Genomic DNA, 20,427 nt, shown 5'->3' with positions numbered 1-20,427 from the left:
TGCCCGATGCGCGTCGCCACATTGACGATGAACCCGGCCATCGACGGTTCGTGCGAGGCCGAGCAGGTTTTCCCCACCCACAAGATCCGCACGCATGACGAGCGTTACGATCCGGGCGGGGGCGGCATCAATGTGGCGCGCGTGCTGGCCCGATTGGGCCATGATTTATCGCCTGCCGCGGTCGAGGTCATTTATCTGGCGGGCGGGGCCACGGGGGCCTTGCTTGACGAATTGCTGGACCAACATGGGTTGGAGCGGTTTCGCATCCCCATACGTGACCATACGCGGCAATCGCTGGCGGTGTATGAAAGGGTCAGCGGCAAGGAGTTCCGCTTTGTCCCCGATGGTCCCTTGATCCGCGAGGCGGAGTGGCAGGCGGCCTTTGACCGGGTGGCGGGTCTGGATCACGGATGGCTGGTGGCCAGTGGGTCTTTGCCGCGCGGCGTCCCGGTGGATTTCTATGCGCGGCTGGCGGCGGGATTGGCGGGGCGCGATGTGCGGCTGGTGGTCGATACATCGGGGCCTGCTCTGGCCGCTGCGCTGGAGCAGGGCGGGCTTTATCTGGTTAAGCCGAGCCTTGGCGAATTTGAAACGCTGGTCGGGCGCAAGCTGGACGGGGCGCAGGATGTGGGCGAGGCGGCCATGGATATGGTGCGCGCCGGAAAGGCCGCCCATGTCGCGGTGTCGATGGGGCACGAAGGGGCGGTTCTGGCCCATGCGGGCGGGGTGATCGTCCGGCCCGCGCTGGATGTTCTGGTTAAGAGCGCGACGGGCGCGGGAGACAGTTTCGTGGGCGGTATGGTCCATGGCTTTTTGCGCGACGAAGATGCAGCGGGTGCATTCCGCTGGGGCATGGCGGCGGGGACGGCGGCGGTCCTGTCGCCCGGCACGGACCTGTGCCACCCGGAAGCGGTGCGGCAGATGTGGGAAGCTTTGGGAGAGTTGTGATGGCAGAGCGTGATCCAAAGGCTGTGGCGATAATCGAACGCCTTGGCATGCAGCCGCATCCCGAGGGTGGATGGTACGTCGAATTATGGCGCGAAGGGCCTGATCGCGGGCGCGTCAGCACGATCTATTTCCTGTTGGAAGCGGGGCAAACGTCGCATTGGCACAGGATCGACGCCGCCGAAGTGTGGTTATGGCATGCCGGGTCGGCGCTGGATCTGGGCGTGGCGGAGGATGATGCGGGGCCGGTGCGCTGGATCCGTTTGGGCGGCGATGTTCTGGCGGGGGAGGAGCCGCAGGGCGTGATCCCGACGCGATATTGGCAAACGGCCCGGGCGAAGGACGGTTGGGCCTTGGTCAGTTGCGTTGTGGCGCCGGGATTCCGGTTCGAAGGGTTTGAATTGGCCGATCCCGATTGGCATCCGGGGTGATTGGGTTCTTTGTTGCGACGCAACATTCCAAAATGGTTTTTCGTTGATTTGAATTGAGTGATTCGATCTGATGATTCTTTGATGAATTTGGATCATTCTACCAGGATGAACGGGTGAAACTTGTATGCATTCCTATTCAAGCCTTATGCGGATCTGAAGGCGACGGAACATCAAAAATCCCCCAATTCCGAGGAATAATGGCGAATTCTAACGGGATAGGTGGACATTAATTTTAGGCAGGGCTGTCGCCGTTTGCAAAAAATGCAATCAACTCGTTGGTGAATGCAATTGCTCGAATCCCACCATTCACGATAGACGGGGTTCAACAACATAAAGGGTGCTTCGAGGCAATGAATCCTAACCAAATAGGGGAATTTGCCATGATCAAGACTGTTATCGCTGCCGCTGCTTTCGCTCTTCTGCCCACCGTTGCTTTCGCTGACGAAGCTCCCAAGCAGAGCTTCACCTATCAGGGCGTGACCTACACCTACACCTCGGAAGTTCAGAACGGCGTGAAGGTTCTCAAGGGTTCGGCCTACAACGGCAAGGTGCCCTTCGAACTGAAGGTGACCAAGAATGGCGTTTCGGGCACGTTCAACAAGGCTCCCGTGAACTTTGACATGCACGAAGTTCAGCACCTCGACAGCAAGGAAGTTGTCGAAGGCCAGTAAGAACCTGGACCCGGAAACGGGTCGGTTCCAAAGCTGAAATACGCGCTACAAAACCCAAGGGGCGGCTGGAAGATGACTTCCGGCCGCCCTTTTGCGTGCGCACAGAAATTTGGGGAAGAGTTGCGGCCCAGTCGGGTTGGTAGCCTCTTCAATAAGAGCCGACTAGGCCGCGCCATCCATATGGCAGTGCTGATCTGACAAATCCATGAATGAAATGCCACTTTGGCGAATTTTATGAACTCTTTTTGCTGACTTGGTTGATGGTTTCAGGCCAGCGTTACGAAAATCTCTGCGACAAGCACCCAATTGGCATCCGGCCCCATCGGGGCAAGATTGCGCCACTTGGCCGCATAGGTGCCCGATGCTTGCACTTTGCCTTCGACGGTGGCGCCGCGCCATGCGCCGTGTTCCATGGCGATGGGTTCAATGGCGCTGACGATGATGGTTTCCGGTGTCCGGACATAGATCGAGCGCTGGGCCGCAGGGGCGGCAAATTCACGCTTCCACGCCAGCAATTGCGCCTTGCGCCCGTTCAGCAGCGCGCTGTCCGTGCCGGTGATCAAGGTCACATTGGGCGCAAGGATCGGCGTGATGGCGTCAAGGTCGCCTTGTTCCAGCGCGCGATTGAATGCGGCGCGGCGCAGGCGGATGGCAAGATCGGCGGCGGGGTTTTGCATGGGATTCACCGCTGCGGGATTTTTGGGAGGAAGGGAAGGGGGTATTTGCCTCTGGCGGGTTAAGGGTGGGGGCCCTTAACAATCCCGTTTTGGGGTTGCGGGTGGTTTGCGGGGTGGCGTTTCTGGGCATGGGTGTTGAAAGCCTGCGGCGCAGCAAACTCGCGCTAAAAGCGCCGCAGGCTTTACAATCAAAACGCTGAAATTTCCAGCAAGGCCGCCATCGCACCCCACCGCCGACAGTATCGGGATTGCAAAGGGCCCCCGCCCTTTGCCCGCCGGAGGCATCAACCCCAAACCAAAAGAAGGGCCGAGGACCACCCCGGCCCCCGACCTTTTCATCAATCCCGAACGAACCCTTATTCCGCAGCAGGAATGTAGAGATCGCCCGCTTCCTTATACTTCTCGCTCATCTGCGCCATGCCCGCTTCGGCGTCCTGCGCGGCGGCAAAGGTTTCGATGGGCGCGTTCTGCTTGGCCGCGAATTCGCGCACTTCCTGCGTGATCTTCATGCTGCAGAATTTCGGCCCGCACATGCTGCAGAAATGGGCCGTCTTGGCGCCTTCTGCGGGCAGGGTCTGGTCGTGATACTGCTCGGCGGTGTCGGGGTCGAGCGACAGGTTGAACTGATCGCGCCAGCGGAATTCGAAACGCGCGCGCGACAGGGCGTCGTCGCGCAACTTCGCCGCCGGGTGGCCCTTGGCCAGATCCGCCGCATGGGCGGCCAGCTTATAGGTCACCACGCCGACCTTGACGTCATCGCGGTCGGGCAGGCCGAGGTGCTCCTTGGGCGTGACATAGCAAAGCATCGCCGTGCCGAACCAGCCGATCATCGCCGCGCCAATGCCCGACGTGATATGGTCATAGCCCGGCGCAATGTCGGTGACGAGCGGCCCCAGCGTGTAGAACGGAGCTTCACCGCAGGCGGCCAGTTGCTTGTCCATATTCTCCTTGATCTTGTGCATCGGCACATGGCCGGGGCCTTCGATCATCACCTGAACGTCCTGTTCCCACGCCCGCTTGGTCAGTTCGCCCAGCGTGTAGAGTTCGGCAAATTGCGCCTCGTCATTGGCATCGGCAATCGAACCGGGGCGCAGACCATCGCCCAGCGAATAGGCCACGTCATAGGCCTTCATGATCTCGGTGATTTCGTCGAACCGTTCGTAAAGGAACGATTCCTTGTGATGGGCCAGGCACCACTTGGCCATGATCGAGCCGCCGCGCGACACGATGCCCGTCACGCGCTTGGCGGTCAGGGGAATATAGGGCAGGCGAACGCCGGCATGGATGGTGAAATAGTCAACGCCCTGCTCGGCCTGTTCGATCAGCGTGTCGCGGAAGATTTCCCACGTCAGATCCTCGGCAATGCCGCCGACCTTTTCCAGCGCCTGATAGATGGGCACGGTGCCGATGGGGACGGGCGAATTGCGCAGGATCCATTCGCGCGTGTCATGGATGTTGCGCCCGGTCGACAGGTCCATCACCGTGTCGGCGCCGTGGCGGATGGCCCAGACCATCTTGTCGACTTCACTGGCCACGTCCGAGGCGACCGCCGAATTGCCGATGTTGGCGTTGATCTTGACCAGGAAATTGCGGCCAATCGCCATCGGTTCGGATTCGGGATGGTTGATGTTCGAGGGAATGATGGCGCGGCCCCGCGCCACTTCTGACCGCACGAACTCGCCCGTCACGAAATCGGGGATTTCTGCGCCCCAGCTTTGCCCGTCGCGCTCCAGCTTTTCCTTCAGGATGGCGCGGCCAAGGTTTTCGCGCTGCGCCACATATTCCATTTCGGGCGTGACGATGCCTCGGCGGGCATAATGCATCTGGCTGACATTGGCCCCGGCCTTGGCGCGCAGGGGGCGGGTGTTGACGCCGGGGAAGGCGGGCACGCCGCCGCTGCGATCCGGGCCTTTCAAGCCATTGTCTTCGGGCTTGATCGCGCGGCCTTCATAGTCCTCGACATCGCCGCGTGCCAAAATCCATTCGCGGCGCAGCGGGGCAAGGCCGGCGGCAATATCGATCGTGGCATTGGGATCGGTATAGGGGCCGGACGTGTCATAGACCCGCACCGCAGGTTCCCTGGCCGACGACTCCAGCGCGATTTCGCGCATCGCTACCTTGATTTCGGGATGGCTGGGCGAAGGGACGTAAATCTTCTTCGAGCCACGGATGGCACCGGTGGTGACGCCAATTTCAAGGGGAGAGTTGATGTCGGCCATGGATGTCTTTCTGCTGTCTATCCGAAGCGGGCCATACCAATCACGGTCATGACAAGCCCGATAAGAGTGGTGATACCGGCCCAGCCCTTGTGAAAATTGCCAAGGGTTTTGAGCCACATCTGGGTGTAAAGATCGCAGGCGAACAGGATGGCCAAAGCCTCGGCCATCATCAATCCGCCCAGCGCCTTGATGATGCAGGTGAGAAGGTCATGCGGTATCCATGGATTGGCCAAATAAACGAGCGACCCCACCATCAATTCCAGCATACCGCACAGGAATTGTAGGGCGGGTGATCCTTCGACCTCGCCGATCATGGTCTGCCAAACGCCCGGTTGCCTAAGCGCCCCTGCTCCTGCGGCCAGCGCGGCCAGACCAAGAATGAGAGCGCTCCAAGCCGTGGGATCTCCAGCTTCCTGCATACCTTCTCCTTTGTTTTTTCGTTTTTTATTCGCCTTTTTTCTGCGGCGTCAGGAGAGGAGGAGCGGGGGGCACCATACCGGGCCGACAGACTCGTTCCCTCCCTACGCCCGGATTAACGGGTTCAGGTTCAACGGGTCGTGGGACGTTACGCCCACCTCTCAGCCACATGGCTCCCCGGGGATATTGATCGCAGGTTATGCCAAGGCGCGGCCCTTGGCAAGCGCGCGTTGCGGGCGAATTCGCGCAGAATTGGGTGGATTTGTCAGGGGCGGTTCCGGCACCGCCATCGTCCCGGTCGGCCATGCCCCAAACAGCATCGCAGCCAAGATAAATTTCCTTGGCATTTGCCTGTTTGGGCGGTTGCCGGTTGGTCTGGGGTAACATAGACTCTGGTCTATGGCTGGACATGACACGGATATTGCCATCCTCGGGGGCGGATTGGCAGGCGGGCTGGTGGCGCTGGCCTTGGCGGCGCGTCGGCCCGATTTGCGGATCATGTTGGTGGAACGGGACGACAGACTGGGGGGCAATCACCTCTGGTCCTTTTTCCTCAGCGATATTCCGGTTTCGGCGCGATGGCTGCTTAAACCTTTGATCGTGGCGCGTTGGAGCAGTTACAGCGTCCGCTTTACCGGCAAGCGTCGCCATCTGAGCAGCCCCTATCGCACGATATCCAGCGATCGCTTTGACGCGGTCCTGCGCGAAAGCCTGCCCCAAGGTTCGATCCTGACGGGCGCGACCGTGACGGCGTTTGATCGCGGGGGCTTCACGCTTGCCGATGGGCGAAAGTTTCGCGCGGGCGCGGTGATCGATGCGCGCGGGTCAACGGCCTTTCCCGGCATGCGCGGCGGGTGGCAAAAATTCGTGGGCCAGATGCTGCGCACCAGCGCCCCCCATGGTTTGACCGCCCCCATCGTGATGGACGGCAACCGAACCCAGCATGACGGGTTCCGCTTTGTCTATGCCCTGCCTTTTTCGCCCGATACGGTCTTTGTCGAGGATACCTATTATTCCGACACGCCCGACATTGATGCGCCCGCCTTGCGCGAACGCATTGCCACCTATGCCAAAAGCAAGGGGTGGACCGTCGCCGAGGTCCTGCACGAGGAGCAGGGGGTGTTGCCGGTCGTGGCCGATGGCGACCCCCATGGCCTGCGCGACAATCGACATGGCGTGGCGCGGATTGGCGTGGCGGCGGGATTGTTTCACCCGCTGACGGGCTATTCGCTGCCCACGGCGGTACGGGTGGCGGCGATGATTGCCGATTTGCCGGACCTGTCGGGCCCGGCGTTGGCCGCCAGGGTCGAGGAATTTGCCCGCGACCATTGGAAATCGGGCGGGTTCTACCGCCTGCTGGCCCGCATGTTGTTTGGCGCCGCCGTGCCGGATCAGCGCCACCGGGTCTTTGCCCGCTTTTACCGCCTAAATGACAGGTTGATCGAGCGCTTCTATGCGGGGCAATCAACATGGGCCGACCGCATCCGATTGTTGATGGGGCGGCCTCCGGTGCCTATTGGCGCGGCTGTGGCCTGTTTGCTGGATGGCGGACGGGGGCTGGCCGATCTGGGCGCGATCGGGGGTGTTTTGGAAACGACAACCATACCGGCCTTTGCCGGGGAAACTGAGGATTCATGAAAAAGGCCTGTGTGATTGGTGCCGGTTTTGGCGGACTGGCTCTGGCCATTCGCCTGCAATCGGCCGGCATTGCCACCACGCTGGTTGAGGCGCGAGAGCGACCCGGCGGGCGTGCCTATGTGTGGGAACGCGACGGCCATACGTTTGACGCGGGGCCGACCGTCATCACCGACCCGTCATGCCTGTCGGAATTGTGGAGCCTGTCGGGACAGGACATTGCGACCGACGTCGACTTGATGCCGGTCATGCCTTTTTACCGCCTGCAATGGACCGATGGCAGCCATTTCGATTATTCCAATGACGAGGCCCGCCTGCGCAGCGAAATCAATCGCGTCGCGCCCGGCGATCTGGCCGGGTATCAGCAATTTCTGGACTTTGCCGGCGAGGTGTACCGCGAGGGTTACGTGAAACTGGGCCACGTTCCGTTTCTTGATTTCAAGAGCATGATCAAGGCCGCCCCCGCGTTGATGAAGCATCAGGCGTGGCGCAGTGTCTATTCGCGCGTCGCCGGTTTCGTGGAATCGGAAAAGCTGCGCGAGGCGTTGTCCTTTCACACGCTGTTGGTCGGCGGCAATCCGATGGCGACCAGCAGCATCTATGCCCTGATCCACAAGCTGGAAAAGGATGGCGGCGTGTGGTGGGCGCGGGGCGGCACCAACCGCCTTGTCGCGGGCATGGCGGCTTTGTTTGAACGGTTGGGCGGGACGCTGCGCCTGAACGATGGCGCTGTGCAGATCCACACGATCGGCAACCGCGCGCATGAGGTCGAAACCAAAAGCGGGTGGCGCGAACGTTTCGACGCCGTGGCCAGCAATGGCGACCTGATGCACACCTATCGCGAGTTGCTCTCCGACACGCCGCGTGGACAGGCCTATGCCAAATCGCTGGCGCGCAAACGCTGGTCGCCCAGCCTGTTTGTCGTCCATTTCGGGCTGGAGGGGCAATTCCCCCAGATCCCGCATCACATGATCCTGTTCGGGCCGCGCTATAAGGGGTTGCTCGAGGATATTTTCGACAATGGCGTGCTGCCGCGCGATTTCTCGATCTATCTGCACCATCCCACCGCATCCGACCCGTCGATGGCGCCCGAAGGACGCAGCACCTTCTATGCGCTGGTGCCCGTCGCCCATCGCGGCAAATTGTCGGTCGATTGGGACGAAGTCGGCCCCATCCTTGAAAAGCGCATCCTCGACGAAGTGGGCCGCCGTCTGATCCCCGACATCCACGACCGGATCGCCACCAAGTTCCACTATGCCCCCACCGATTTTGAAACCGACCTCTCCGCCTACATGGGCAGCGCCTTCAGCCTCGAACCCATCCTGACGCAGAGCGCTTGGTTCCGTGGGCATAACCGTGATGATGTGATCCCCAACCTGTACCTGGTCGGCGCGGGGACGCATCCGGGGGCGGGTATTCCCGGCGTTGTGGGCAGCGCGAAAGCCACCGCCGGGTTGATGATAGAGGATTTGGCGGGGTAGGTTTTTGTTGGGGGGATATTTTGCCTCCGGCGGGCAAAGGGCGGGGGCCCTTTGCAATCCCGTTACTGGGCGGTTTTGGGCGAGAGGCGGTGTTGGGGGTGAGGTTGGAGGGGCGAATAAGCCGCTTCGCGGGAAGAAAAGAGCTGGTACGCGGAGGGTACTATTGCGGATGCCGTGTTTACCTGCAAAATCATAACAATGAATAGGCTTACCCTTCGATACAGGCATGATCCAAGCTTCTTTGATCACGATTTGCCGCGAGACGATTTTGGCCGACTTTGGATTGCAGTGGAAACGGATCGCTTCTCTGGCAAAGGAGGGTTGTGGGTTCAATGGCAGGAAGTGCATGAGTTCGGAGAGGCTCTTGCACGATTCCCAATCACAGAGCAGCAACCTGTCGTTGCGCAGTGGGGCTTCAATTCTCTGGAAGGCGATGACCTTATCATTCGATTGGAAATCACGCCGGTTGATAGCAAAGGTAACCTGGCCGTAAGATTTGAAGTTGCTGACGATGTTGAACCTCAGCATCGTGTGCGTGGACTTTTTCACACGCATTACCCTGAGATAGAGACCTTCCGGCTTGAAATCGCTCAATTGATAAAAGGTGGGGCGCAAGAAGCAGTTTTGATTGGCAATTAAATCCGTTCCCCCAACATTCCAACCATCCCCCGCCGCGAAGCGGCTATCAAACACAACTACTTTCTCCAATCCACAAGGGCTAACCTCGGGCACACCGCTGACAGTACCGGGATTGCAAAGGGCCCCCGCCCTTTGCCCGCCGGAGGCACACGCACATCAACAAAATCCCATCCCCAAAATTCCCCCAAGACCCATCTGGCCATCCCCTGCACAATCGCTAAAGTGGGGGGCATGAAACGCATTGCTGTCTATTGTGGCTCAGCCACTCCCGCCGATCCCCGTTATATCGAACTGGCCCGTGAAGTGGGCGCCGAGCTGGCAAGGCGCGGGATTGGGCTTGTGTATGGTGGCGGTCGGCTTGGCCTGATGGGGGCTGTGGCGGACGCGGCGATGGAGGCCGGGGGCGAGGTGATCGGCGTGATCCCGGTGGCGCTGGCCCATGTCGAGGTTGAGCATACGGGCCTGACCGAATTGATCACGGTTGAGACGATGCATGAGCGCAAGGCCGCGTTTGAGCGTCTTTCGGACGGTTTCCTGACTCTGCCGGGCGGGGTCGGTACGATGGATGAACTGTGGGAGGCGGTCAGCTGGGCGCAGCTTGGCTATCACCAGAAGCCGGTTGGTTTGCTCAACGCTTTTGGGTTCTATGACGGATTGCTGGCCTTTAACCGCCATATGGGCGAGGTCGGCTTTATTCGCCCCGCGCATCAGGGCATCATTCTGGCCGAGCGTGAGCTGGACCTGCTGCTCGACCGGATGGCGGCCCATGAACCGGGTGAGCAGATCATCCGCATGGACCCCAAGACCCTGTGATCGGCCGGGTATGATAGACCGGGCGGCTTTGGTTGAGGCGGCGCGTGAGAGCATCGCGCGCGGGTCCAAGAGCTTTGCCGCCGCATCGAAACTGTTTGATGCGGCCACGCGTGAACGGGTGTGGCTGCTCTATGCCTGGTGCCGGGCGTGTGATGATCTGGCCGATGATCAGGACCATGGCGGCGCTTTGGGCGCGCAGGCCGGGGCGGCGGAGCGGTTGGAGCAGATCCGCCGTTTGACCGCACGAGCGCTGGGCGGGGATGCGACCGGGCATTTCGCATTCGACGCGCTGGGCGTGGTGGCCGCCGAATGCGGGATCAATGCGGTGCATACCGGCGATGTAATTGCCGGATTTGCGCTGGATGCGGCCGGATGGAGGCCCAAAACCGAACTGGACATGCTGGGCTATTGCTATCACGTCGCCGGGGCGGTGGGCGTGTTGATGGCGCTGGTGATGGGCGTTGATCCCGAAGATGCCGATACGCTCAACCGGGCCAGCGATCTGGGCATAGCATTTCAATTGGGCAATATCGCCCGCGACATTGCCGAGGATCACGCGGCGGGGCGTTGCTACCTTCCCTCGGACTGGTTGTCCGAGGCGGGGGTGCGTGAGGCAGACCTGATGGCGCCCGAACATCGCGCCGCTTTGGTCGGGATTGTGGCGCGCATGTGCGCCACGGCACAGGTCTATGAGGCCAGCGCGCGGGCGGGTGCAGCGCGCCTGCCCTTTCGGTGCCGTTGGGCCGTGCTGTCGGCGGCGGGCATTTATGGCGCGATTGCCCGCAAAGTGGCCCAGCGCGGGCCAAAGGCTTGGGATGTTCGCGTATCCACCAGCAAGGCGGAAAAGCTGCGGTTCCTGACTGCGGGCTTGATCGGGGCGATGGCGTCGCCGCCTGCGCAGGTGCCCATGGTGCCCTATCGCCGGGGGGATCTGGCGCGCGCGGTTGCGCGGGTGTGAAGGGCTGGTTGGCCCCGCCTTGTGACGGGGCCGGTCGTTCGTGATGAATGCCGCCGGTTCAGCAGGCCGAGATTGCCACGCCATGCGCGCCGCAGGCGTGGGGGTTGGGGCGCACCGGAAAGTCTACGTTGTGCGATGCACTGTGCTTGAATTTTTCATAGGCCCATTCTGTACCAACGGGGTGATTTTTCCCCGCCGAACTGTTTTGTGCGGCATGGGCGTTGGGCAAGGCTTGGGATGAACGTATCGCCTCGGGCGCGTGGGTTGCGGCCAGACTTGTAGCAGCCAAAATCACGATCAAATTCACGCTCATACTGGTGACCCCTGTTCTGTTTTGGCGAAATAGCCTTTGAAAACAGGCGTTAACTATCTGTAAGGAGCGGTGATCAAATTGTAAAAATTGATGGTGAACGGTTTGGCAGCACCTTGAACCAAATGGGATTATTTTCTGAAACTGGTGACCATTTTGGCAATTTCATTGCATTTTGAATCGGATCAGCCTGCATGCCACTTGCAATATGCGAACCGTTGTTTGCAGGCGGCCGGCGAAATCATGTGCAAAATGGCAAATTTTTGGCCCAATTTGCGAATATACATTTAGGATGAACAATAAATCATAGTCGTGAATGAATATGCCTGAAAAAGAATATTCGTCATATCCTTAGTGGTTATTATTAAGTGATCGAGCGGCGCATGTTAGGATTGCTGGATTGAGCAATTCCGTCAATACGTTCGGTGCGGAACTCTACCCTATGTTGCAATTGCGAAGGCCGAAGTGTCGCGCATAGGTGGACCTAAACCATGACGCGGCGCTGGCGTATGGCGGATTAAAAGATGTTACACTTGCTCGCGCTCGGTCCGGTCACGATGCAGGGGTTGCGTCAACAGCCCCCTTCAGGCCACCGGATAGGTCGTGCCGGGAGGGTTACGGCGGCGGAACAATTCGCCCTTTTCGCTGTACAGGATCAGCGTCAGGCAGCCGCAGCCCGCCGTCAGCAGCGCAAAGGCCAGCGGGCGCGCCGTGCCATCATAGGCCTGACCGATCAACGCGCCCAGCCACGAGGCAAGCACCATGCGAATAAACGCCTGCGCCGAAGAAGCTGCCCCCGCCTTGCTGGCAAAGGGTTGTAGCGCGATGGACGAGAAATTCGCGCCCAAAAAGCCCAGCAAGCACATGTTGACCGTCATCATCGGCACGAATTCCCACAAGGTCTCATCCGGGCGGGTGGCCATATAGAATTGCAGCGCGCTGGTGGCGATATAGACGACCAAGGCGGTGTGGCTGACCCGGCGGGCGCCGAAACGCATGACGATGCGCGAATTGATGAAATTGGTGGTGGCCATCACCATCGCCATCCCGGCAAAGATCAGGGGAAAGCGCGTTCCGGCCCCGAAATGCTCGCCCACCAATTGCTGGCACGAATTGATGTAGCCAAACATGGCCGACTGGATCAGCGCCATGCCGAACACATAGCCCAATGCGGCGCGCGTCGTCGTCACCTCGATCATCGAGCGGCCGATATTGGGCAGGCTGATGGTCTGGCGATACTCGTGGCGCAGCGTTTCGGGCAGGCGCAGCGCAATCCATGTGGCCAGCGCAACGCCCATCAGCGCCATCACGCCAAAGATCCAACGCCAGCTGGCCAGGAACAGCACGGCCTGACCCACGCTGGGCGCGATCATGGGCACGATCATAAAGACCATCGAGACCGTCGATTGCATGCGCGCCATCCGGTCGCCTTCGTGCAGGTCACGGATGATCGCGGCGGGTAATACAGCCAAACCTGCGCAGGCAAAGCCCACCAGCGCGCGCAGCACCAGCAATTGCGAGAAATTCTGAACCAGCCCGCAGGCCGCCGAACAGATGACATAGGCCGCGATGCAGGACAGCAGCACCGGGCGTCGCCCGAAACGGTCCGCCAAAGCCCCCGGAACCAGACAGCCCAGCCCGCTGAAAATCAGGAACACGCCCACGACAAGCTGGCGCTCGTTGGGATCGCGCGAGCCAAGATCGCGCGCCATTTCGCCCAGCGCGGGCAGCATCGAGTCCACAGCGAGCGCCTGAAGCGCTTGAACCAGACCCATGAGAAGGATGAATTCCAGCCCGCCAATCTTCTTTTCGGCAGGCCCGGGGGAGGGAGACGTCATGAATTCACCATGGCGACATGGCGCCAAAATGGCTAGTCCCGGAAGAAACAAATGATGTGGTGAAAATTGCAATGATAAATGGGAAATATTGCTATTTATTCAGGCTGGGCGGTGTCGGAAAAATGCGTGAAAATTCATAAACAACTGAAATTAGGTAATTTCGTGAAATTGGCACGCCCCCTGCAATCCTTCTGACATCCGGCAAACGCCGGTTTGAACGAAACCAACGAACCATCAGAAGGATACCGACCATGTCCATCTTGCGCACCAACGCCCTCAGCCCCCTCGCACTCAGCTTCGCCACCACGGCCGCTTTGGGCCTTGCCACGTTCACTTTTGTCATGCCCGCCCATGCCGCGACCGCCCCGATCACGTCGCAGCAGTTCGAGCAGGTTGAAGGCGACATGCCCGCGATCCGCGTGTCCTATGCCGACCTTGATCTGACCACCGATCAGGGCCGCCGCGCCATGCGCCACCGTCTGGCCGCGGCCGCGCATATGGTGTGCGACGATGCCACCAGCATCACCGACCCGCTCAAGGCCCGCGCCGCCTATCGTCAGTGCAAGGAAGAGGCGCTGGACAATGCGATCACCAATTTTGCCGTCAAAATGAAGGCGAAGCAGCTGGCCCAGCGCTGAAACGTTCTTTTTATGTTCATATCTTGCCATACCCCGGTGCCAAAACGGCATCGGGGCATTATCGTGGCGTCCATGGAATCGGAACCGGCACAGGATGAGGAAATCAGCGCGCCGGGCCTGCGCAAGATCATCCATGTCGACATGGATGCCTTCTTTGCCAGCGTCGAACAGCGCGACGACCCATCGCTGCGCGGCAAACCCGTCGCCGTGGGCGGCAGCCGCGAACGCGGCGTCGTCGCGGCGGCCAGCTATGAGGCGCGCAAATTCGGCGTCCGCTCGGCCCAGCCCAGCGTGACGGCGGCGCGGCTTTGTCCCAGCCTTATTTTCAAACCGCCGCGATTTGAGGCCTACCGCAAGGTTTCGCAGCAGATCCGCGCCATTTTCCGCGAATATACCCCGATGGTCGAACCGCTGGCGATGGATGAAGCCTATCTGGACGTCACGCAGGATTTAAAAGGCATCGGCAGCGCGACCCGCATCGCCGAACTGATCCGCGCCCGCATCAAGGCGGAAACCGGCCTGACCGCCAGCGCGGGGGTCAGCTATAACAAGTTCCTCGCCAAAATCGCCAGCGATCAGAACAAGCCCGACGGCCTTTGCGTGATCCGCCCCGGCGAAGGCGCGCAATTTGTCGCCAGCCTGCCGGTGCGGCGCTTTCACGGTGTCGGTCCGCGCGGGGCGGAAAAGATGGCCGCGCTGGGCATTGAAACGGGGGCGGATTTGCGCGGGCATGACATTGCGTTCCTGCGCGAACATTTCGGATCATTGGCGGACTATCTCTATCGCGCGGCGCGGGCGATTGACCTGCGCGCGGTCAAGCCCAATCGCCCGCGCAAATCCCTTGGTGGAGAGCGCACATTTGATCGCGATATTTCCACCGGCCCCGGCCTGCGTCAGGTGTTGGAGGGAATTATCGAAATGGTGTGGGACGACATCACCAAAGCGCAGGCACAGGGCCGGACGGTCACGCTCAAGCTGCGCCTGTCCGATTTCTCGATCCGCACCCATGCGCGCACACTGGACCGGTTTGTGGCGGGGCGGGATGAATTTGCCGCGATCGGGCGGGAATTGCTGAATGACCTTTTGCCCTTGCCCTTGCCGGTACGGTTGATGGGCATGACCCTGTCGGGGTTCGAGGCGCCAGAGTCCCCCGCGCCCGTTGAGGGCAATGGACAAATGGCGCTGTTTTAGCGCCCCGCCACGATCAACCCGCCGACAACCATTGCGGCAGGCGTTCCTTCAAACCCTTTGGCAGATCATCGGGCAAGGCATCGAGGGCAAAGAATTGCGCATCGGTGATTTCGCGCATGTCGGGCGCGGGCATGCCTTTGCACAGGCCGATCACGACATGGACGCGGTTGTCCGCACCATGCAGCCCTTCCTGCACAACATCGATCAGGCGCGGGGCGATCAGCATACAGCCGATCTCTTCGGAAAATTCGCGAAGGGCGGTCAGCAACGGGTCCTCGCCGCGCTTCATCCCGCCGCCGGGCGGCATCCAATGCGTCTTGCCATAGGAATGGCGGACCAGCAGCACGCGCCCGGTTTCATCCAGCGCAAGGATGCGGCAGCCTTCCAGACCGGGGCGGCGCACGCGCCACCACGCCTTGCGCAATCCATGGGCCCCGCGCAGCGCGATGCGATGCAACGGCGCAGGCAGGCGCCCAAGGATGGTTTCGGCGATCAGGTAAAGCACGTGACCGGCGCTTGTGCCGCGCGCAGCAGACGGGCCACCGGCAGGTCATGCTCACCGGCCATGGCGGCGCGAAAGATCGCTTCTTTTTCCGCGCCGCGCGCCACGAACATCATGGCGTCGGCCGCCACAAGGCTGGGGATGGTCAGCGACAGGCGATCAAACGGCGCCTCTGGCGGCAAAGGATCGGGCGTCAGGCGCAGAACGCGCACAGGCGCATCAGGCCGGGGATCTGTGTTGGGGAAAAGCGAGGCAATGTGCCCGTCATTGCCCATGCCCAGCCAGACCAGCGCGAAATGGGGCGGGGTTGCGCCTTCGGTCAAAGGCACGATCCGCGCGCCCAGCGGTTCGAGCGCGGCGCGGATGCGGCCGACGTTGGAGGCTGCGTGATCTTCGGGAACGACGCGGTCGTCGCCGGGCCAGATCGCGATGCGGTCAAACGGCACCCCCTGTTGCGCCAGTTCGGCCAGAATGGGGAAAGGTGTCGACCCACCGGGCAGCGAAATGGCAATTTCGCCAGACTGTGCTGCAAGTGCGTTGAACAGAAACTGGGCAAGCCAGGTGGCGATGGCGCTGTCGCTGGCGCCTTGATGGATGGAAATGTCGGCCATGCGCCCTTGATAGCAGGGCGCCGCGATTAGGGCAAAGCGGCGCAAACCTATGCTTGGGCACATTAATCGGCGAATATGCCTAAGTATCTGAACGAGAATCTTACGGGAAGTACGCCGGAAGGGTCTATTTACATGTCATAGGCTTGATGGATGATAAGCCTATGCAAAGCGTTGCTTTTGTCTGATTATAGCGTAGTTAAATTTGCATTAAATCAGTATGTTTTACTATACCCTTCCTAAGATCAAAAAAATCAAATCTGTCTATGTTTCCTCCCGTCGATCTTTTGAATTGGTTGGGGACGCCAATTCAAAAATTTATGTCTGGCCTAGAGGGGGCTAATGGAGGAAGTAATGCTTGTTGAGCATGTTCTAGACGAAAGACAGTCCACGGTTGTTGAAAAAGACCGTAATACCGAAGTGAAGCCGGCTTTGCTTCAGTCGAAGGAAGCCATCACCGAAGAAAAGACGGTCGACATCCTTCTGGTCGAAGATGATGATGCCGACGCCTTTATTATCCTTGAAGCCCTCAAGAATATTCCCCGCGTCAAGAACGTCGTTCGCGCCTATGACGGCGTCGAAGCTTTGGAAATCATCGATGGGCGCAAGTTCACTCCCAATCTCGCGCTGGTTGACCTGTCGATGCCGCGTATGAACGGCTTTGCCCTGTTGGCCGATATGAAGGCGCGGATGCTGGTGGACTTTCCCGCCGTGGTTCTGACCTCGTCCAAGGCGGAAATGGATGTGTTCCGGGCGGGCAAGAATGGTGCGTGGAAATACATCACCAAAAAGGAAAAGGTAAATATGATGACCCAATCCTTGCGCCGGATCATCAAGAAGATCTGATTTCATTTCGCATTGAAGACGGCCCGGCCCTGTCCATCGCGACAGGGCCGGGTTTTCTTATGCCAGATGGCTGGACAGGAACCAGACGCGGGTTTCGGCCTGATCGGTCCAATCGTCGGCAAAGCCTTCGGTGGCATTGTCGCCCGCGGCGCCTGCGGCGGCCTTGACCTCGCGGATCGCGCCGATCAGCGTCAGATTGTCGCGGCGCAATTCATCGATCATGTCGGCCGCGGCCAGATCGGCGCGGGGTTGATCGGCAATGCGCGACGATGATGCAATGGCGCCGATGCCGGTCAGGGCCTCACCCTGATTTTTGCGGATGCGTTCAGCGACAATATCGGTCAGCGCAAAGATCGCCCCGGCCTGTTCATCGAACAAAAGGTGCAGATCGCGGAACTGCGGCCCCTTCACATGCCAGTGAAAGCTCTTGGTCTTGAGATAGAGCGTGAAGAGATCGGCCAGCAAACCGTTCAGGCTGTGGACGAGGGCGGTTTTGGTGTTGTGGTCGTTCATATGCGCTTGCCTCTGAAAGTGTTGAGGCTTTTTAGCGCGGGGGTTGTAATCGTAAAAATGAATGAAATGGGCAACTGTAATCGTCATTTGCGATTTTAAGCATGGCCCTTACCCGTTGAATCCGAACCAGATCCACCCCGAAAGCCCAATACCCACCCCCAGCAGGACGGCCCCGGCCCATCGACGAATCTGAACAATGCCGCCCTGTGCATCCAGCATTGCGTCCGATGCAAGCCAGCCCAGCAAGAGTGCAAAGCCCGTACCCACCGCGCCGCCTGCCGCCGCCGGAATGGGCGCATCCCCGACCAGCGCCACGGCCAGCACGATAAACCGCGCCGCATCTGCGGCCTGTTGCATCAACAGCACCAATGCTGCGGCAAAGAGCGAGCGCGTCGGTTCCTTGGCCTTGAAACTGGGGCGGAACAGCAAGGCTTCTCCGCCCGCCGCGATCAGCGCGAAACAGGCCAGCACCAGACGAGCGGGATAGGTCATTTGCGCGGCCATTTCGCCCGAAAACCACGCGGCAAATCCGCTGGCCAGAGCGCCGGTGATGGCCCCCATCATCAGCAACCCGCCATGGCGCCCCAAACGAGCGGTCAGCGCCGCCACCAACATCTGATCGCGCGCGCCAATCCCGGCCAGAAAGCACCCGACCATGGCCCAGAGCGCTGCGTTCATGTCGTTTCTCCATCAAAGATGGCGGCGCGCATCACATCGGCAACGCGCCGGGCATGGGCCTGCAACGCCGCGGCATCCTGTGGGTCCATGACGGCGTCGGTGGACATGTCCCACAGGGCCAGCCAGCGGTCGAACATGGCGGGTGTCAATTGGCCCGCCATGGCGCGGTGGACCGCGATGGGCGCCCCGCGATAGGCGCTGCGCCCGCGCAATTGCGTGGCCCAAAAAGCCGTCAGCGCGCGAAAATGGTGCGGCCAATCGTGGACCCGCGCAAAGACGGGACCAAGCAGCGCGTCCTCTCGCGCATGGCCATAAAAATGCTCGACCAGGCGGGCCAGATCGGGGTGGCGCAATTGCACCGGATGCGGGGGGACGGATTGGGTCACGATTCGCGGCCTAGCCCCGGTTTGCGGCGTTGCAAAGCGCCTGTTTTATGCCCGTATCGCCGCGGTACAGTTGGGCCATCGCGGCATGCACTCCGTTCGTCGAAAGTGCTGCGCACCTCGTCGCGAGTGCATTGTCTACTTCTTGAATTGAGTTACTATTCCGAAGTCGCTCTGAAGCAGGCGGGGCGATGGATCGCAATGCTCGATGGGCGAAATCTTGTATCAGGCGCATGGGTGCGAGGTTTCGCCTGTCTGGTTGTATGGATTACTGCAAATACACCTATGCGGTATATTAGCCGTTTATACTGTCTCACAATGAGGCGTATTTTTACAAAAATCGCACAAAACTGGGCTTTGTAGCAAGTGACAGGCGCGGCAATCGCGGTTACGTTCTTTTCCGATGGTGTCGGAAGCCTCAGTCCTTTTTGTCTGTTTGGGCAATATTTGCCGCTCGCCTTTGGCCGAGGGGGCATTTCGTGCGGCCGCCAGCCGTATGGGCATGGAGGTCTATGTCGATTCGGCCGGAACGGGCGGTTGGCACATTGGCGAAGCGCCCGACCCGCGCGCCCGTGCCGAGGCGGCAAAGCATGGCGTGGATATCACCGGCCTGCGCGCGCGACAGGTTGAACGTGCGGATTTTCACCGCTTTCACCATATTATCGCGCTGGACGAGGCCAATCTGGCCGATCTTCAACGTATCGCGCCCGACAATGCGCCCGCCCGCCTTTCCCTGCTTTTGGACCACGTTCCGGGGCGCAAGGGACAGTCGGTGGCCGACCCCTATTACGGCGGGCCGGAAGATTTCGCGATCGCATGGGATGAAATCGCGACGGCGGCTCAGGCATTGGTCGAACACTTGCGCTGTGGAGCCTGAATAATTTTCGCCGATTTTTAATGCCTTCGCGCCGGTCTATGGCATAAGTCATGGCAATTCGGCTCTTGGCAAAGAGGCATCATGCGCGACGATGATCTGATTGGTTTCACCCGCAAGGCTTTGGCTCTGTTGTTCATCGTGGCATTGGCCGCGTTGGTGGTGGAACTGTCCTATCTGCTGATTCTGGTCTTTGCATCGGTGGTGGTGGCGGTGGTCTTGCGTTCGCTGGCAGGGCATTTTCTGCGGCTGGGGCTGGGCAATGGCGCGGCCGTGGGGCTGGCGGTTCTGTCCTTGCTGGCGATTTTTGCCGGGCTGGGCGCGATGTTCGGCGGGCTGGTTTCGGATCAGTTTGTGGAACTGGGCCGACAATTGCCCGGTGCGGTGGATGCGGCGCAGACCTATCTGGACCGGTGGCATATCGACTATAACCTGTCGGAAATGGCCAAGGTTGCCAAAGAGCAATTTTCCTCAATATTTCAGCGGGCCAGCGGCTTTGTGATCTCGATCGGCGGGGTGGTGGCCGATGTTGCGGTGGTGTTTGTGGGGGGCATTTTCTTTGCCGCCGATCCGGCCTTTTACCGCGCCGGGATGCTGCGTCTATTGCCGCGTTCGGTGGAACGATTGATGGCCGACGCGCTGGATGATTGCGGGCGCGGACTGCAATTGTGGCTTAAAGGGCAAATGGTATCGAGCCTGTTCATCGCCGCGCTGACACTGGCGGGCCTGCTCTTGCTGGGGGTTCCCTCGGCCTATGCTTTGGCGATTTTGGCGGGGGCGTTTGATTTCATCCCCTATCTAGGCCCGGTTCTGGCCGCGATTCCCGGCGTTCTGGTCGGATTTTCGGCCAGCCCGACGACCGGCCTGTGGACCATCGGCCTGTTCGTGCTTGTTCAGCAAATTCAGGGCCATGTCGTGCAACCCATGGTCCAGAAAAGCTCGGTCGATCTGCCCCCGGTAGTGTTGTTGTTCACGGTGATCGCGACGGGCACGGTGTTTGGCCCTCCCGGTGTGCTGCTGGCCGCGCCGTTGACGATTGTCGGCTATATTCTGGTTCAGCATCTTTACATCGGCGCGATGTTGGGGCGCACGCCCAAGCGTCCCGCCGGGCCAAAAGCGGACATCTGAACCTGCCATCATGTTGCCGGTTAGCAACGCCT

Annotated in this window: 23 protein-coding genes and 1 riboswitch; of the genes, 13 read left to right on the top strand and 10 right to left on the bottom strand. The window is 60.3% G+C overall.

The genetic code is table 11. From position 1 onward, the window contains the following. Nucleotides 1-6 precede the first annotated feature (6 nt). The 3 genes from ACZ9HU_RS14945 to ACZ9HU_RS14935 all read left to right on the top strand — a co-directional run bounded on the left by ACZ9HU_RS14945 (nucleotide 7) and on the right by ACZ9HU_RS14935 (nucleotide 2,047). A complete protein-coding gene (locus tag ACZ9HU_RS14945) occupies nucleotides 7-948 on the top strand; it encodes a 1-phosphofructokinase family hexose kinase (protein ID WP_476106022.1) in 942 nt (313 codons plus the stop codon). Further along, entirely contained in the window at nucleotides 948-1,376 is a 429-nt protein-coding gene (locus ACZ9HU_RS14940) for a cupin domain-containing protein (protein ID WP_476106021.1), read from the top strand. Before ACZ9HU_RS14945 ends, ACZ9HU_RS14940 begins: the two co-directional genes overlap by 1 nt. Nucleotides 1,377-1,756: 380 nt before the next feature. Then, nucleotides 1,757-2,047 (top strand): hypothetical protein, encoded by a 291-nt coding sequence (locus tag ACZ9HU_RS14935; protein ID WP_476106020.1) that lies wholly within the window; start codon nucleotides 1,757-1,759, stop codon nucleotides 2,045-2,047. A 266-nt stretch (nucleotides 2,048-2,313) separates the two neighbouring features. On the opposite strand, the gene ACZ9HU_RS14930 is transcribed toward ACZ9HU_RS14935, so the two are convergent. The 3 genes from ACZ9HU_RS14930 to ACZ9HU_RS14920 all read right to left on the bottom strand — a co-directional run bounded on the left by ACZ9HU_RS14930 (nucleotide 2,314) and on the right by ACZ9HU_RS14920 (nucleotide 5,362). After that, nucleotides 2,314-2,724 carry a DUF4440 domain-containing protein gene (locus ACZ9HU_RS14930; protein WP_476106019.1) on the bottom strand — a complete coding sequence of 137 codons (411 nt, stop codon included), beginning with the start codon at nucleotides 2,722-2,724 and terminating at the stop codon, nucleotides 2,314-2,316. 356 nt (nucleotides 2,725-3,080) lie between these two features. Next, nucleotides 3,081-4,943 carry a phosphomethylpyrimidine synthase ThiC gene (gene thiC / locus ACZ9HU_RS14925; RefSeq protein ID WP_476106018.1) on the bottom strand — a complete coding sequence of 621 codons (1,863 nt, stop codon included), beginning with the start codon at nucleotides 4,941-4,943 and terminating at the stop codon, nucleotides 3,081-3,083. Nucleotides 4,944-4,960: 17 nt separating this feature from the next. Beyond that, nucleotides 4,961-5,362, bottom strand: a complete 402-nt coding sequence (locus ACZ9HU_RS14920; protein ID WP_476106017.1) for a hypothetical protein — start codon at nucleotides 5,360-5,362, stop codon at nucleotides 4,961-4,963. Between the two features lie 82 nt (nucleotides 5,363-5,444). Beyond that, nucleotides 5,445-5,550, bottom strand: a riboswitch (TPP riboswitch). A 209-nt stretch (nucleotides 5,551-5,759) separates the two neighbouring features. Here ACZ9HU_RS14920 and crtY point away from each other — a divergent pair. The 5 genes from crtY to ACZ9HU_RS14895 all read left to right on the top strand — a co-directional run bounded on the left by crtY (nucleotide 5,760) and on the right by ACZ9HU_RS14895 (nucleotide 10,886). Then, complete coding sequence (gene crtY / locus ACZ9HU_RS14915) at nucleotides 5,760-6,998, top strand: lycopene beta-cyclase CrtY (protein WP_476106016.1); 1,239 nt, start codon at nucleotides 5,760-5,762, stop codon at nucleotides 6,996-6,998. After that, nucleotides 6,995-8,476, top strand: a complete 1,482-nt coding sequence (locus ACZ9HU_RS14910; protein ID WP_476106015.1) for a phytoene desaturase — start codon at nucleotides 6,995-6,997, stop codon at nucleotides 8,474-8,476. Before crtY ends, ACZ9HU_RS14910 begins: the two co-directional genes overlap by 4 nt. A gap of 198 nt (nucleotides 8,477-8,674) precedes the next feature. Further along, on the top strand, nucleotides 8,675-9,115 hold the full coding sequence (locus tag ACZ9HU_RS14905) for a hypothetical protein (protein WP_476106014.1): 441 nt from the start codon (nucleotides 8,675-8,677) through the stop codon (nucleotides 9,113-9,115). A 231-nt stretch (nucleotides 9,116-9,346) separates the two neighbouring features. Beyond that, entirely contained in the window at nucleotides 9,347-9,928 is a 582-nt protein-coding gene (locus tag ACZ9HU_RS14900; RefSeq protein ID WP_476106013.1) for an LOG family protein, read from the top strand. 10 nt (nucleotides 9,929-9,938) lie between these two features. Next, complete coding sequence (locus tag ACZ9HU_RS14895) at nucleotides 9,939-10,886, top strand: phytoene/squalene synthase family protein (protein WP_476106012.1); 948 nt, start codon at nucleotides 9,939-9,941, stop codon at nucleotides 10,884-10,886. Nucleotides 10,887-10,944: 58 nt separating this feature from the next. On the opposite strand, the gene ACZ9HU_RS14890 is transcribed toward ACZ9HU_RS14895, so the two are convergent. Both ACZ9HU_RS14890 and ACZ9HU_RS14885 read right to left on the bottom strand, forming a co-directional pair. Beyond that, complete coding sequence (locus ACZ9HU_RS14890; RefSeq protein ID WP_476106011.1) at nucleotides 10,945-11,199, bottom strand: hypothetical protein; 255 nt, start codon at nucleotides 11,197-11,199, stop codon at nucleotides 10,945-10,947. A gap of 581 nt (nucleotides 11,200-11,780) precedes the next feature. Next, nucleotides 11,781-13,034, bottom strand: a complete 1,254-nt coding sequence (locus ACZ9HU_RS14885) for a multidrug effflux MFS transporter (protein WP_476106010.1) — start codon at nucleotides 13,032-13,034, stop codon at nucleotides 11,781-11,783. A gap of 251 nt (nucleotides 13,035-13,285) precedes the next feature. On the opposite strand from ACZ9HU_RS14885, the gene ACZ9HU_RS14880 reads away from it, so the two are divergent. Further along, nucleotides 13,286-13,672 carry a UrcA family protein gene (locus ACZ9HU_RS14880; RefSeq protein ID WP_476106009.1) on the top strand — a complete coding sequence of 129 codons (387 nt, stop codon included), beginning with the start codon at nucleotides 13,286-13,288 and terminating at the stop codon, nucleotides 13,670-13,672. 72 nt (nucleotides 13,673-13,744) lie between these two features. Then, the gene (gene dinB, locus ACZ9HU_RS14875) at nucleotides 13,745-14,863 is read left to right on the top strand and encodes a DNA polymerase IV (RefSeq protein ID WP_476106008.1); all 1,119 of its coding nucleotides are present in this window, start codon (nucleotides 13,745-13,747) and stop codon (nucleotides 14,861-14,863) included. A gap of 13 nt (nucleotides 14,864-14,876) precedes the next feature. Here dinB and ACZ9HU_RS14870 read toward each other — a convergent pair whose 3' ends face one another. Then, entirely contained in the window at nucleotides 14,877-15,368 is a 492-nt protein-coding gene (locus ACZ9HU_RS14870) for an NUDIX domain-containing protein (protein WP_476106007.1), read from the bottom strand. Beyond that, nucleotides 15,356-15,976: a 6-phosphogluconolactonase gene (locus tag ACZ9HU_RS14865; RefSeq protein ID WP_476106006.1), complete on the bottom strand. Its 621-nt coding sequence runs from the start codon at nucleotides 15,974-15,976 to the stop codon at nucleotides 15,356-15,358. The genes ACZ9HU_RS14870 and ACZ9HU_RS14865 overlap by 13 nt, the downstream gene beginning before the upstream one ends. A gap of 351 nt (nucleotides 15,977-16,327) precedes the next feature. On the opposite strand from ACZ9HU_RS14865, the gene ACZ9HU_RS14860 reads away from it, so the two are divergent. Next, on the top strand, nucleotides 16,328-16,819 hold the full coding sequence (locus ACZ9HU_RS14860) for a response regulator (protein WP_476106005.1): 492 nt from the start codon (nucleotides 16,328-16,330) through the stop codon (nucleotides 16,817-16,819). 57 nt (nucleotides 16,820-16,876) lie between these two features. On the opposite strand, the gene ACZ9HU_RS14855 is transcribed toward ACZ9HU_RS14860, so the two are convergent. The 3 genes from ACZ9HU_RS14855 to ACZ9HU_RS14845 all read right to left on the bottom strand — a co-directional run bounded on the left by ACZ9HU_RS14855 (nucleotide 16,877) and on the right by ACZ9HU_RS14845 (nucleotide 18,396). Then, entirely contained in the window at nucleotides 16,877-17,332 is a 456-nt protein-coding gene (locus ACZ9HU_RS14855; RefSeq protein WP_476106004.1) for a Dps family protein, read from the bottom strand. A gap of 108 nt (nucleotides 17,333-17,440) precedes the next feature. Continuing rightward, nucleotides 17,441-18,010, bottom strand: coding sequence for a hypothetical protein (locus ACZ9HU_RS14850; RefSeq protein ID WP_476106003.1), 570 nt, complete (start codon nucleotides 18,008-18,010; stop codon nucleotides 17,441-17,443). Then, nucleotides 18,007-18,396 carry a group III truncated hemoglobin gene (locus ACZ9HU_RS14845; protein WP_476106002.1) on the bottom strand — a complete coding sequence of 130 codons (390 nt, stop codon included), beginning with the start codon at nucleotides 18,394-18,396 and terminating at the stop codon, nucleotides 18,007-18,009. Before ACZ9HU_RS14845 ends, ACZ9HU_RS14850 begins: the two co-directional genes overlap by 4 nt. A 400-nt stretch (nucleotides 18,397-18,796) precedes the next feature. Here ACZ9HU_RS14845 and ACZ9HU_RS14840 point away from each other — a divergent pair, with 400 nt between their 5' ends. Together ACZ9HU_RS14840 and ACZ9HU_RS14835 are read left to right on the top strand one after the other, a co-directional pair. Continuing rightward, on the top strand, nucleotides 18,797-19,270 hold the full coding sequence (locus ACZ9HU_RS14840) for a low molecular weight protein-tyrosine-phosphatase (RefSeq protein WP_476106001.1): 474 nt from the start codon (nucleotides 18,797-18,799) through the stop codon (nucleotides 19,268-19,270). Between the two features lie 81 nt (nucleotides 19,271-19,351). Continuing rightward, on the top strand, nucleotides 19,352-20,395 hold the full coding sequence (locus ACZ9HU_RS14835) for an AI-2E family transporter (RefSeq protein ID WP_476106000.1): 1,044 nt from the start codon (nucleotides 19,352-19,354) through the stop codon (nucleotides 20,393-20,395). The last annotated feature ends 32 nt before the right edge of the window (nucleotides 20,396-20,427 follow it).

It is taken from the genome of Novosphingobium sp. Sphag1I (assembly GCF_056279125.1).
Note: the sequence above shows the minus strand (reverse complement) of the source record. Positions and strands in the feature narration are given on the sequence as shown.

Bases quoted from the DNA above. Each gene is read 5' to 3' on its own strand.
- ACZ9HU_RS14835 (WP_476106000.1), top strand. From the start codon at position 19,352: ATGCGCGACGATGATCTGATTGGTTTCACCCGCAAGGCTTTGGCTCTG.
- thiC (WP_476106018.1), bottom strand. From the start codon at position 4,943: ATGGCCGACATCAACTCTCCCCTTGAAATTGGCGTCACCACCGGTGCC.
- ACZ9HU_RS14895 (WP_476106012.1), top strand. From the start codon at position 9,939: ATGATAGACCGGGCGGCTTTGGTTGAGGCGGCGCGTGAGAGCATCGCG.
- dinB (WP_476106008.1), top strand. From the start codon at position 13,745: ATGGAATCGGAACCGGCACAGGATGAGGAAATCAGCGCGCCGGGCCTG.
- ACZ9HU_RS14910 (WP_476106015.1), top strand. From the start codon at position 6,995: ATGAAAAAGGCCTGTGTGATTGGTGCCGGTTTTGGCGGACTGGCTCTG.
- ACZ9HU_RS14920 (WP_476106017.1), bottom strand. From the start codon at position 5,362: ATGCAGGAAGCTGGAGATCCCACGGCTTGGAGCGCTCTCATTCTTGGT.
- ACZ9HU_RS14865 (WP_476106006.1), bottom strand. From the start codon at position 15,976: ATGGCCGACATTTCCATCCATCAAGGCGCCAGCGACAGCGCCATCGCC.
- ACZ9HU_RS14840 (WP_476106001.1), top strand. From the start codon at position 18,797: ATGGTGTCGGAAGCCTCAGTCCTTTTTGTCTGTTTGGGCAATATTTGC.
- ACZ9HU_RS14890 (WP_476106011.1), bottom strand. From the start codon at position 11,199: ATGAGCGTGAATTTGATCGTGATTTTGGCTGCTACAAGTCTGGCCGCA.
- ACZ9HU_RS14930 (WP_476106019.1), bottom strand. From the start codon at position 2,724: ATGCAAAACCCCGCCGCCGATCTTGCCATCCGCCTGCGCCGCGCCGCA.
- ACZ9HU_RS14850 (WP_476106003.1), bottom strand. From the start codon at position 18,010: ATGAACGCAGCGCTCTGGGCCATGGTCGGGTGCTTTCTGGCCGGGATT.
- ACZ9HU_RS14900 (WP_476106013.1), top strand. From the start codon at position 9,347: ATGAAACGCATTGCTGTCTATTGTGGCTCAGCCACTCCCGCCGATCCC.
- ACZ9HU_RS14935 (WP_476106020.1), top strand. From the start codon at position 1,757: ATGATCAAGACTGTTATCGCTGCCGCTGCTTTCGCTCTTCTGCCCACC.
- ACZ9HU_RS14860 (WP_476106005.1), top strand. From the start codon at position 16,328: ATGCTTGTTGAGCATGTTCTAGACGAAAGACAGTCCACGGTTGTTGAA.
- ACZ9HU_RS14945 (WP_476106022.1), top strand. From the start codon at position 7: ATGCGCGTCGCCACATTGACGATGAACCCGGCCATCGACGGTTCGTGC.
- ACZ9HU_RS14905 (WP_476106014.1), top strand. From the start codon at position 8,675: ATGAATAGGCTTACCCTTCGATACAGGCATGATCCAAGCTTCTTTGAT.
- ACZ9HU_RS14880 (WP_476106009.1), top strand. From the start codon at position 13,286: ATGTCCATCTTGCGCACCAACGCCCTCAGCCCCCTCGCACTCAGCTTC.
- crtY (WP_476106016.1), top strand. From the start codon at position 5,760: ATGGCTGGACATGACACGGATATTGCCATCCTCGGGGGCGGATTGGCA.
- ACZ9HU_RS14855 (WP_476106004.1), bottom strand. From the start codon at position 17,332: ATGAACGACCACAACACCAAAACCGCCCTCGTCCACAGCCTGAACGGT.
- ACZ9HU_RS14940 (WP_476106021.1), top strand. From the start codon at position 948: ATGGCAGAGCGTGATCCAAAGGCTGTGGCGATAATCGAACGCCTTGGC.
- ACZ9HU_RS14885 (WP_476106010.1), bottom strand. From the start codon at position 13,034: ATGACGTCTCCCTCCCCCGGGCCTGCCGAAAAGAAGATTGGCGGGCTG.